The following is an 11299-nucleotide window of genomic DNA, read 5'->3' as shown; positions in this document are numbered from 1 at the left end:
CCCGCTCGCCGCGGTCTCCCCGGTCACGGTCACGCTCGCCGCGCTCGGCCCGGTCGGGGCGCTCCTCGGCCTGCCGGGCCTCCGCCTGGCCGGCGTCGGCCGTCACGGCCTCGCCCTCGCGCTTGGCGGCGGCGGTACGGGTCCGGCGCGGACGCTCGGCCTTCTCCGCCTTGTCGGTCTTGTCGGCCGTCCGGTCGGTCGCCTTGTCGGCGGCGCGCTCGGAGGCCTTGCCGGACGCCTTCGGAGAGGCGGCGCGGTCGCTGGCAGCGGCTCCCTGCTCGACCCCCGGGGAGCCCTGGCCCGCGCCGCCCTGCTTCTCCTGGATGGCGGCGATGAGCTGGCCCTTGCGCATCTGGCTCACGCCCTTGATGCCGAGGTCGGACGCGATCTTCTTGAGATCGGTCAGCACCATGGCCGACAGGCCCGTGCCGGTGGCACGGCGGCGTCGGGGGGCGGCCTGACCGGCCTCGTCCGCGCCGGCGGCGGCCGTGCTGGATGCGTCCGTAAGGAGTTCGCTGGATTCGCTCACTAAGGGTCCTTCCCAGGGAGCGGGCGTTGGCCGGCGTTCGGCCAGTCAACCCGGTGGTGCGGCCCGGCGGGGGCGCCGAGTCGGGCTCGCCGTACCGCGGCGGAGCCGCGGCGGGCGATGCTGGGCAACAGCCAGATGGCGGTCGGCCGGGACGGCTCGCTCATGGGCCTTCCCATGACCGCGGGGATCCGAAGTTCGCTGGACTGCCGGACAACGGAGTGTCACGGAGACGGGAAGCCTGGTACGCGGGACCGACTCGGCCGACGGGCCGGTCAGGTGACGCGTGGCTGACGAGCACACGGCCCCGAACGGGGCATCTGGTGCGGCATTCAGCCTAACATCACCAGGGCACACTGCTATTCCCCAGAGGTCGATGTCTTCGCATTTTACCTAGCCGGATGGGTCACACCCCGGCCGCTCGCGGACGCGGGTCAGATGTGGACCGAGGCACCGCGGGGGGCGACACGCAAGGGGTGTACGTGCCACCCGATACCCACTCCAAGCGCGCTTGAATCAACCCGCGAGCCTGATGTGAAGGCCAGGACAGTCGGCCCGGCACCGGACACGACCGCTGGAACCCCGCCATCCCGAAGCTTCCGGATCAATTCGGCGGATTCCGGCATGGCCGGAGCGCGGTACTCCTGGTGCAGCCGGTCTTCGGTCGCGGCCAGCAGGACGGTGTCGTCCAGACCGCCCGTCAGGGCCGCGACCAGCAGTGCGGCACGCGCGGCGTTGGCCGCGGCGTCGCCGTGCGGGACGGTCTCGGGCAGCAGTCCCCGGGCCCGCTCGGTCGCCAGCCGCGTCTCCGGGACGAACGCGACGACCTCGCGGTCGAGGTCGAGCCGGACGGCCCGGTCGTCCCACGCGACCGTGAGGCCGCCGAGCAGGCAGGGCGCGACGTTGTCGGGGTGGCCCTCGATCTCGGTGGCCAGCCGCAGCGCCGCCGCGTCGTCCATCGCGCCGCCGTGCGGGTGCAGCGCCCGCGCGGCCAGGACGCCCGCGACGATCGCCGCCGAGGACGACCCCAGGCCCCGGCTGTGCGGGATGCGGTTCACGCAGCGCAGCCGGACGCCCTTGCCGAGCGCGGCGGCCTCGCCGGTGCCCGCGAGCCGGTCGACCGCCTCCAGCGCGGCCCGGACGGTCGTGACGATCAGGTGCCGGTCGCCCCGGTCGGCGACCTCCTCACCCTCGCCCTCGACCTCGATGACCACGCCGTCGCCGCCGAGCTCGACGGTCACCTCGTCGGTGAGCGTGAGCGCGAGCCCGAGCGAGTCGAAGCCCGGCCCGAGGTTCGCGCTGGTGGCCGGCACCACGACCGTCACCCGCCGCTCCCCACCGGCCCCGGCCGAGTGAGGGCCGGGCTCCGGTGCGTTCGGGGTGGGCCGCTGGGGGGTCATGCGAGGCCCAGGGCGGAGGCGGCCGACTGGGCGTCGACCTTGACGGTGGTGGGGGCGGGGGCCCCGGCGATGGCCCAGTCCGGGTCCTTGAGGCCGTTTCCGGTCACGGTGCAGACCACGCGCGAGCCGCGCTCGACCACGCCCTGCTCGGCGGCCTGCAGCAGGCCGGCGACGGACGCGGCGGACGCCGGCTCGACGAACACGCCCTCCTCGCCGGCGAGCATCCGGTAGGCGCGCAGGATCTGCCGGTCGGTGACGGCGTCGATCGCGCCGCCCGACTCGTCCCGGGCGGCGACGGCGAGGTCCCACGAGGCGGGGTTGCCGATCCGGATCGCGGTGGCGATCGTCTGCGGCTTCAGCACCGGCTCGCCCTTGACGAACGGGGCCGCGCCGGACGCCTGGAACCCCAGCATGCGGGGGCGGCGCGAGGCGACGCCGTCGCGGGCGTACTCGCTGTAGCCCATCCAGTAGGCGGAGATGTTGCCGGCGTTGCCGACCGGCAGGCAGTGCACGTCGGGGGCGTCGCCGAGCGCGTCGACGATCTCGAACGCGGCGGTCTTCTGGCCCTGCAGCCGGTACTTGTTCACCGAGTTGACCAGCGCGACCGGGTAGTCGACGGCGAGCTTGCGGGCCAGCTCCAGGCAGTCGTCGAAGTTGCCGTCCACCTGCAGCAGCCGGGCGCCGTGCACCAGCGCCTGCGCCAGCTTGCCCATCGCGATCTTGCCCTGCGGGACGAGGACGGCGCAGGTCATCCCGGCGCGCACCGCGTAGGCGGCGGCGGACGCCGAGGTGTTGCCGGTGGACGCGCAGATGACCGCCTTCGCGCCGTCCTCGGCGGCCTTGGAGATCGCGACCGTCATGCCGCGGTCCTTGAACGAACCGGTCGGGTTCAGCCCCTCGACCTTGAGGTACACCTCGCAGCCGGTCAGCTCCGACAGCCGGGTGGCGGGCACCAGCGGCGTGCCGCCCTCGAACAGCGTCACGACGGGCGTCGCCTCCGTCACCGGCAGCCGGTCACGGTACTCCTCGATCAGCCCACGCCACGGACGGGCAGTCGCGTTCACAGTCGGTCTCCTCGCTGACCTGCGGTTTATCTGAATCCTAGGGCCGTTACCCGAACCCTAAGGGACCGTCCGACGCCGTTGTCGTCCGTCATGGCGGCTGTGGAAAACTCCCGCCGCCGTTGAACGTCGCCGTTAGACGTCGTCGGCTTCCACCCGCATGACGCTGGCCACCTGGCGCACGTCCTCGAAGCTCCGCAACCGCTCCACGGTGGCGTTCAGCGCCGCGTCCGCGGCCCGGTGCGTCACGACGACGAGCTGGGCGTCCTCGCCCGACCCGACCTGCCGGACGGCCTGGATCGACACGTCGTGCTTGGCGAACTCCGTCGCGACCGTCGCGAGCACGCCGGAGCGGTCGGCGACGTCGAGCTGGATGTAGTAGCGCGTGCGCGTCTCACCCATGGGCAGGACGGGCAGCTCGGCATAGGTGACCTCGACCGGACCGGGCGTCCCGCCGCGCAGGTTCCGCGCGACGGCCACCAGGTCGCCGAGGACGGCGCTCGCCGTGGGCGCGCCTCCCGCGCCCGCGCCGTAGAACATCAGCGATCCGGCGGACTCGGCCTCCACGAACACCGCGTTGTACGCCTCGCGCACGCTCGCGAGCGGGTGCGAGCGCGGGATCATCGCCGGGTAGACGCGGACGGAGACGCCCCGCCCGTTGCGTCCCTCCGCCGCGGGCACGCGCTCGCAGATGGCGAGCAGCTTGACGACCGAGTTCATCTCCTTGGCCCCCGCCACGTCCGCGGCGGAGACCTCGGTGATGCCCTCGCGGTGCACGTCGGCGGCCGTGACGGGGGTGTGGAAGGCCAGCTGCGCCAGGATCGCGGCCTTGGCGGCGGCGTCGAAGCCCTCCACGTCCGCCGTCGGGTCGGCCTCGGCGTAGCCGAGCGCCTGGGCCTCCTCCAGTGCCTCGTTGAACCCCGCGCCGTGGGTGTCCATCTGGTCGAGGATGTAGTTGGTCGTGCCGTTCACGATGCCGAGGACCCGGTGCACGTGGTCGCCGACCAGCGACTCGCGCAGCGGCCGCAGCAGGGGGATCGCCCCCGCCACGGACGCCTCGTAGTACAGGTCGGCGCCGTACTCCCGGGCGGCCGCGAACAGGGTCGCGCCGTCCTCGGCGAGCAGCGCCTTGTTGGCGGTGACGACCGACTTGCCGGTCTTCATCGCCTCCAGCATCAGCGTCCGGGCGGGCTCGATGCCGCCGATCACCTCGATGACGATGTCCACGTCGTCCCGGGTGACCAGGCCCTGCGCGTCGGTGGTCAGCAGCTCGCGCGGCACGCCCTCGCGGACCCGCTCGGGCCGGCGGACCGCGATGCCCGCCAGCTCCAGCGGCACCCCGACGCGCGCCGCGAGGTCGCCCGCCTGCTCGCGCAGCAGCCGTACGACCTCGGTGCCGACGACGCCGCAGCCCAGCAGCGCCACCCGCAGCGGCCCGCCCTGTTTCACGCCTCTACCTCCGCATCCAGCCGGAGCAGGTCGGCGTCGCTCTCGCGCCGCACGACGACCCGCGCCGCGCCGTCCCGCACGGCCACGACGGCGGGCCGGGGGACGTGGTTGTAGTTACTCGCCATCGACCGACAGTACGCACCGGTCGCGGCCACCGCCACCAGGTCGCCCGCCGCCAGGTCGTCCGGCAGCCACAGGTCGCGGACGACGATGTCGCCGCTTTCGCAGTGCTTGCCCACGAGCCTGCTCAGCATGGGCTCCGCCTGCGACTCCCGGCTCGCCAGGACGCAGGTGTACTCGGCGCCGTAGAGGGCGGTGCGAAGGTTGTCGCTCATGCCCCCGTCGACGGACACGTAGGTGCGCAGCCCCTCGACGTCCTTCACCGTGCCGACCTCGTACAGCGTAATGCCGCCCGGGCCGACGATCGCCCGTCCGGGCTCGACCGTGAGCTTCGGCATGGCCAGCCCGTACGCACGGCATTCGCGCTGGACGATGTCCCTGAGCGAATCGGCCATCGTCTTCGGGTCGATGGGCTCGTCGCCGTCGGTGTAGGCGATGCCGTAGCCGCCGCCGAGGTCCAGTTCGGGAAGCTCGATCCCGTGCTCGTCCCTGATGGCGACGAGCAGTTCCGCCAGCCGGTGCGCGGCGACCTCGAACCCGTCCGGGTCGAAGATCTGGCTGCCGATGTGGCTGTGCAGGCCCACCAGCTCCAGGGTGTCCCGCAGCTCCAGGACGCGCCGGACGGCCTCCAGCGCCGCCCCGCTGCTCCGCGAGAACCCGAACTTCTGGTCGTCGTGGGCGGTGGCGATGAACTCGTGCGTGTGCGCCTCGACGCCGGTCGTGACGCGGATCATCACCTTGGGCCGCCTGCCCAGCCTCTCGGCCAGGAAGGCGAGCCGGGCGATCTCCTCGAACGAGTCGATGACGATGTGGCCGACGCCGACCTCCACCGCCCGCTCCAGCTCCTGCACGGACTTGTTGTTGCCGTGCAGGGTGATGCGCTCCACAGGGAAGCCGGCCGCCAGCGCGATGGCCAGCTCTCCCCCACTGCACACGTCCAGGCCGAGGCCCTCCTCCGCGAGCCACTTGGCCACGGCCACACACAGGAACGCCTTGCCCGCATAGTGGACGCTGCCGTCGTGGAAGGCGGCCGCGTACTCACGTGCCCGCGCGCGCACGTCGTTCTCGTCGTACACGTACAGCGGGGTGCCGAACTGCTGGGCGAGGTCGCGGACGTCGACTCCGCCGATGGTCATGGCGCCTTCGGTCCTGCGGGCGGTGTGCGGCCAGACCTGCTCGTCCAGGACGTTGAGGTCCGCCGGGGGCGGCAGGGGGTGGTCTTCGGGAAGGACGCCGGCGTGCCGGGGGCCGGCGGGGTGAACTCTGCTCATATCCGCTCTTTCGGGGTTTCGCCGATCATCATGAGGCCGTTGCGCAAGGCGATGCCCGCCGCCGCCGCGATCGTGACACGGGACGCGTGCACCGCCGAGGGTTTCTCCCCCGCGGGCAGCGCCGGACAGTGCTCATAGACCGTGTGATAGGCGTCCGCCATCTGGAACAGGGCCCGGGCCAGAAGACGCCCGTCCCTCTTGCGCGCGGCACTCCCCGCCCATCCAGGCATCTCCCCCAGCGCCTGGATCAGCGGCAACTCGTCCCCGGCGGGCTCGACGGTCCCGCCCTGAATCCCGAAATCGGCAGCACGCCTCTGGACGGCCATGGCGCGCGCATAGGCGTACCGCACCGAAAACCCGGAATTCTCGAAAACCCGGGGCCGATCTCTCAGCTGCACGGCCGGCACCCCGTCGGTGAAGCCATAGGCCGGATCCCGCACGATCGCCTCGGCAAGCGCCCCAGGCCGGACCCGCAGAACCACGAACCCCTGATCGACCTCGGCCGAAATCTCACTATGCGAGACGGCCTCTGCCACGGCCTCCGCGTCCAGCCCCAGCCGGAACGCCACCGGGCTCACATAAACCCCCGCCCCAACGCAGCGCAGCGTGACGTCGCCGGGCTCCCCGCCCGCGACGTCCCGCACGGCGTCCCGAAGCACACCGCTCACCACCGCTGGAGTCACCTTCGCGAGACTATCCGACCACTATGCGGACACGTCACGCACCGGCCGCGAGCTTCCGCACCGTCTGGATCAGCCGGTTCGGATCGAACGGCTTGGTGACGTAGGCGTCCACCCCGATCTCGTTCCCCCGCCGGACGTCGTGCTCCTGCGCCCGCGCGGTGATCATGACGACCCGGATGTGCCGCGTCTCGTCGTCCTCGCGCAGCCGCACCGCCGTGACCCACCCGTCGAGGCGCGGCATCATCACGTCCAGGGTGATCACATCGGGCCGCACGTCCCGCACCTTGTCGAGACAGTCCTGACCGTCCACCGCCGTGACGACCTCGAACCCCTCAAGCTGCAGATTCACAGCGATCAGCTGCCGAATCACCTCGTCGTCGTCGACGACCAGCACCCGTCCCAGTGGCTCGGTCACCCACCCGAAGCTAGCCGACCGGCGATCCCCTCGCACCCCGAACAACCAGGTGCGCACCACGTCCCCAACCCTGGTAGTCTTCTTCTCGCGCCGAGCAACACCAGGCGCAACGCCCCCTTAGCTCAGGGGATAGAGCAACGGCCTCCGGAGCCGTGTGCGCAGGTTCGAATCCTGCAGGGGGCACCCTTTCCGGACCAACGAAAACCCCGGCTGACCAGGCACAACGCCCGGCACCGGGGTTTGTTGTCTCTACAGCCAATTTTCCCCGCCCGCAGCCTTTCGCCGCCATCCACGGAACATTCGCGGAACGGCTTCCGCGCCATTCCGCCTCAGGGATTGGCCGTTCGGAGTATTGCGCGGATGGTTGTCGGGCCGTGCAGCGCCTTGCGGGCTTCTTGTTCAGGGAAGCCGGTGCCGACGACCTGGTCATGGTCGTTGGTGTCGAAGGCCGTTGTGCCGGCCGCGCCTGGAGCGTCGAAGCTGGTGATCTTCCCGGCGCGGACGATGATTCCGTGGCCGGCCTCCGAATCCTCGGGCACGTAGTATCCGGCGAGATCACCGCCGTTGGCTGTCCGGTTGCCGCAGATGCCCATGCGCCCCCTGCATGATCTCAGCCGCAGCAGGATTTGAAGTGGCAGACACCGAGGCGACGGCCAACAGCAAGACCAATGCCCCTCGCGCCAGCATCACTGAGTGATCAGCGAGTCCCATGGCATGCCCTCCTTACTCGGTCGGGTGTTTTGGGCTGCCGTGGCATTAACCGCTGCATTAAGGCTGGGGGGACGGGGTTTTCGTGGCTGAGAGGGTGTCACTTCTGGCGGTGGTGGCGCTTTGCGTGTCTGCGGGTTGGGTTTTGGGGGTTGTTCCACCAGGGGGGTGGTTCTGGGCCGGCGTAGGGGGTTGGGGGCTGGTCGGGGTGCAGGCCTAGGGCGCGTAGGGCGGAGGCGTTCAGTTTCAGCGCGCACCAGCCGCGCCAGTGGCCGGTCTCGCCGTCGGGGCCGCAGGCCAGGTCGATGCGGATGTCGGTCTCCTCGAACGGGTTCGAGAAGAGGCCGCGGTCACGCAGTCAAGCCTGCAGAACCGTGGCCGGATGCGGGCAGCCGGGGACGTTCTCCCAGCCGGCGATCTTGATCCACTCGTCGTCGTGTTTCCGCTGCATGCCGTCCATCATGCGGGTTGCTCGGCGGTGGGCGGAAGGCGCGGCCAGGAGATTTCGCCGGGGCCTTTTCACTGGACGGAAGGGATGGGTCAGACGGCACGCGGAGTCCGGACTAATCTGAGCGGGGACATCCGTCGGTGAGGGGAGTTGTCGTGGGCGGCTCAGAGGTCGGGATCGCGCGTATCGACTCGTCGGTGCCGCATTCCGCGCGGGTATGGAACTACCTGCTCGGCGGCAACGACAACTACGAGGTGGACCGGGAGGCCGCGGAACGGTTCATCGGCACCTTCCCCGGCATCCTGGCGATCGCGCGGGCCGACCGCGCGTTCCTCGGACGGGCCGTCCGGCACCTGGTGGGCGACCTGGGGATCCGGCAGTTCCTCGACATCGGGACGGGCCTGCCGACGATGGACAACACCCACGAGGTCGCGCAGCGCATCGCCCCCGAGTCGCGGATCGTGTACGTCGACAACGACCCGCTGGTGCTCGTGCACGCGCGCGCGTTGCTGGCCAGCACGCCCGAGGGCGCGTGCGACTACATCGAGGCCGACCTGCGCGATCCGGAGACCATCCTGGAGCGGGCCCGGCAGACCCTTGACCTCGACCGGCCGGTGGCGATCATGCTGCTGGGCGTCCTGCACTTCGTGCACGACATCGGCGAGGCGCACGCGATCGTCCGGACGCTGCTGGACGCGGTGCCGTCCGGGAGCCACCTGGTCCTCACGCACTCGACGCTGGACTTCGACCGCGACCCGTCCGCGCAGGCCGAGGCGCAGCACGACTGGAACGCCAAGTCCGCCAACCCGATGCGGCCGCGGTCCCGGGACGAGGTCGCCTCGTTCTTCGACGGGCTGGAGCTCCTCGACCCGGGCGTGGTGTCGATGACGCGCTGGCGGCCGACCGTCGACGCCACCGACGAGGTCGCCGGCTACTGCGCGGTCGGCCGCAAGAACTGAACCGCCCCGCCTGTCCCTGGCAGACAGGCGAGGCGGGGTCGGTGGGACGCGCGGTCAGGCGGGTTCGTAGCGGTAGCCGCGGCCGCGGAGCGTGGTGATCGCGCGCGGGTCCGCGCCGTGCTGGGCGAGCTTGCGGCGCAGCGCGGAGATGTGCACGTCCAGGGTCTTGGTGGGGCCGAACCAGTTGACGTCCCAGACCTGGTCGATGAGCTCCTCCCGGGTCACCACCTCGCCCGCCCGCGCGACCAGGCAGGCCAGCAGGTCGAACTCCTTGGGCCGCAGCGCGATCTCGGCGCCGTCGAACACGGCCCGGCGGGCGGCCAGGTCCAGGTTCAGGCTGCCGGACCCGACGAACCGCTCGTCCGCCCGGGACGCGCTGCTGCGCCGCAGGTGGGCGCGGAGCCGCGCCATCAGCTCGGTGAGCCGGAACGGCTTGGTCAGGTAGTCGTCGGCGCCCGCGTCGAGCGCCACCACCACCTCGAACTCCTGGGTGCGGGCCGTGAGGACGACGATGATCGTGTCGGTGAGCACCGACCGGAGCCGCCGGCAGAGGGTCACGCCCTCCATGTCGGGCAGGCCGAGGTCGAGCAGGATCAGGTCGGGGGCGCGCGCGGACACGCGCTCCAGCGCGTCCTTCCCCGTGGCCGCCCAGCCCGGCTCGTACCCCTGCGCCGCCAGGGCCTCGCCCAGCTCGGTGCCGATGACCTCGTCGTCTTCCACGACGAGCACGTATGGTCCCGCCATGCCGCCTAGCGTAGGGGCGGCTAGGTTAGCGTGACGTTCACACGAGTTTCGGGTGTTCACCCCGGTCAGCACCGTGTTCTCCCCTGGCGGCCACCGCGTCGGGGCCGTGGGCGCTATGCCGGGGCGCCGTGGCCGGACTCGGGGGCCGGACGGCTCACCCCGCCGCGTTCCGGCTGGTGGCAGTAGGTGTTGCGGGGCGTCATCTGGAGGGTGTCGCTGACGGTGTCCACGACCTTGGACAGCCGGGACCCGTCGTGCGGCTCCGCGGTGCACGCGTTGGACAGCGGGGACCGGGCGGTGTGCCCGAGGCCCAGTGTCGCCAGTACCGCCAGGGCGAGGACTCCGACGAGCACCCTGCGCATGTACGGCCTCCCGAGCGTGTTCCGTGTCCGTTCCGCGGCCAGGCTAGTCCCCGGTGAGTGAGAAGTCCGTCCAACGACGGTTATGGTGGCGTTCACTTTCGCCTCCGGACGGCCCCGATATCCTCCGTTCACCAAACGGGCGCCCAGGTGGGAGGGGGATGCCGATGCCGGTCCGGGACGAGGCCCGCGCCGCGAGCACGCCGCTGCGCCGCCAGCTCCTGGTCACCATCGTGGGCATCACCTCGATCGCCGTCCTCGTGCTGGCGCTGCTGCTCGCCGTCGCCGTCGAGCGGCTCTACCACAGCGAGGCGATCACCAAGCTGGAGCGGGACGCCACCCGGGTCGCCGCGACCGCGCCGGACGACGAGGCGCACAACCCGCGCCCGTTCGCCAAGCCCGCCGGGCTGGACCGGCGCCTGGTCATCGGGATCTACCGGGTCGACGGCCGCCGCATCGTCGGGGACGGCCCGGACGCCTCCCCGCTGGCGTCCGAGGCGGCCAACGGGCGGCTGCACGAGTCGGTCGAGGGCGGCACCCTCACGGTCGTCGCGCCCATCCCGTCGGAGGCCGGGGTCACCTCGATCGCCCGGGTCGGCATGCCGCAGGACGACGTGAACGACCGGCGCAACCGGGCCTGGCTGCTGATGGCCGCGTTCGCCGTCGTGGTCATCGGCCTCGCCGCGGCGGCCGCGTTCTACCAGTCGCGGCGGCTCGCGCGCCCGCTGGAGCGGCTGACCCGGGCCGCGCAGTCCCTCGGCGACGGCGACTTCACCGTCCGCGCCGAGCCGTCCGGCGTCCGCGAGGCCGACGAGGCCGGCCGCGCCCTGGAGGTCACCGCGCGCCGCCTCGGCTCGGTGCTGGACCGCGAACGCGCCTTCAGCGCCGACGTCTCGCACCAGCTCCGCACCCCGCTGACCGGGCTCCTGCTGGGCCTAGAGTCGGCGCTGGAACGCCCCGGCGCCGACCTCACCGCCGCGATCCGCGCCGCCGTCCGCCGCGGCGAGCACCTGCGCGACATCATCGACGACCTGCTCCGGCTCGCCCGCGACGCCGGACCCGACGCCGAGGTCCTGGACGTCCCGGGCCTGCTCTCAGGGCTGCGTTCGCGCTGGTCCGCCACGCTCGCCGGGGTCGACCGGCCGCTGTCGGTCAC

General features: G+C 71.9%; 12 protein-coding genes and 1 tRNA gene. 3 read left to right on the top strand and 10 right to left on the bottom strand.

Annotated features, from left to right (window positions below; all coding sequences use genetic code 11):
- From AB0J52_RS13430 to AB0J52_RS13400, 7 genes are all read right to left on the bottom strand, one after another.
- A partial coding sequence (locus tag AB0J52_RS13430; protein WP_500181859.1) for a Rho termination factor N-terminal domain-containing protein occupies positions 1-529 on the bottom strand: 529 nt, incomplete at its 3' end.
- A 431-nt stretch (positions 530-960) separates the two neighbouring features.
- Complete coding sequence (gene thrB, locus AB0J52_RS13425) at positions 961-1851, bottom strand: homoserine kinase (RefSeq protein ID WP_500181858.1); 891 nt, start codon at positions 1849-1851, stop codon at positions 961-963.
- A 71-nt stretch (positions 1852-1922) separates the two neighbouring features.
- Positions 1923-2990: a threonine synthase gene (thrC, locus tag AB0J52_RS13420; RefSeq protein WP_500181857.1), complete on the bottom strand. Its 1068-nt coding sequence runs from the start codon at positions 2988-2990 to the stop codon at positions 1923-1925.
- A 132-nt stretch (positions 2991-3122) separates the two neighbouring features.
- The gene (locus tag AB0J52_RS13415) at positions 3123-4412 is read right to left on the bottom strand and encodes a homoserine dehydrogenase (RefSeq protein ID WP_500181861.1); all 1290 of its coding nucleotides are present in this window, start codon (positions 4410-4412) and stop codon (positions 3123-3125) included.
- A gap of 20 nt (positions 4413-4432) precedes the next feature.
- On the bottom strand, positions 4433-5827 hold the full coding sequence (gene lysA / locus AB0J52_RS13410) for a diaminopimelate decarboxylase (protein ID WP_500181856.1): 1395 nt from the start codon (positions 5825-5827) through the stop codon (positions 4433-4435).
- Entirely contained in the window at positions 5824-6495 is a 672-nt protein-coding gene (locus AB0J52_RS13405) for a DALR anticodon-binding domain-containing protein (protein ID WP_500181855.1), read from the bottom strand. The genes lysA and AB0J52_RS13405 overlap by 4 nt, the downstream gene beginning before the upstream one ends.
- 49 nt (positions 6496-6544) lie before the next feature.
- The gene (locus AB0J52_RS13400) at positions 6545-6904 is read right to left on the bottom strand and encodes a response regulator transcription factor (RefSeq protein ID WP_500181860.1); all 360 of its coding nucleotides are present in this window, start codon (positions 6902-6904) and stop codon (positions 6545-6547) included.
- A 132-nt stretch (positions 6905-7036) separates the two neighbouring features.
- Here AB0J52_RS13400 and AB0J52_RS13395 point away from each other — a divergent pair.
- Positions 7037-7108 (top strand) — tRNA-Arg (locus tag AB0J52_RS13395).
- Positions 7109-7254: 146 nt separating this feature from the next.
- Here AB0J52_RS13395 and AB0J52_RS13390 read toward each other — a convergent pair.
- Positions 7255-7518: a hypothetical protein gene (locus AB0J52_RS13390; RefSeq protein ID WP_500181854.1), complete on the bottom strand. Its 264-nt coding sequence runs from the start codon at positions 7516-7518 to the stop codon at positions 7255-7257.
- 718 nt (positions 7519-8236) lie between these two features.
- Here AB0J52_RS13390 and AB0J52_RS13385 point away from each other — a divergent pair.
- Positions 8237-9040, top strand: coding sequence for an SAM-dependent methyltransferase (locus AB0J52_RS13385; protein WP_500181853.1), 804 nt, complete (start codon positions 8237-8239; stop codon positions 9038-9040).
- A gap of 54 nt (positions 9041-9094) precedes the next feature.
- On the opposite strand, the gene AB0J52_RS13380 is transcribed toward AB0J52_RS13385, so the two are convergent.
- Positions 9095-9784, bottom strand: a complete 690-nt coding sequence (locus tag AB0J52_RS13380) for a response regulator transcription factor (protein ID WP_500181852.1) — start codon at positions 9782-9784, stop codon at positions 9095-9097.
- A gap of 113 nt (positions 9785-9897) precedes the next feature.
- Positions 9898-10146, bottom strand: coding sequence for a hypothetical protein (locus AB0J52_RS13375; RefSeq protein ID WP_500181851.1), 249 nt, complete (start codon positions 10144-10146; stop codon positions 9898-9900).
- 158 nt (positions 10147-10304) lie between these two features.
- Here AB0J52_RS13375 and AB0J52_RS13370 point away from each other — a divergent pair.
- A partial coding sequence (locus tag AB0J52_RS13370; RefSeq protein ID WP_500181850.1) for a HAMP domain-containing protein occupies positions 10305-11299 on the top strand: 995 nt, incomplete at its 3' end.

It is taken from the genome of Spirillospora sp. NPDC049652, from assembly GCF_040675125.1.
Taxonomy (GTDB): Bacteria; Actinomycetota; Actinomycetes; order Streptosporangiales; family Streptosporangiaceae; genus Spirillospora.
This window is presented reverse-complemented; position numbering and strand designations above follow the sequence as displayed.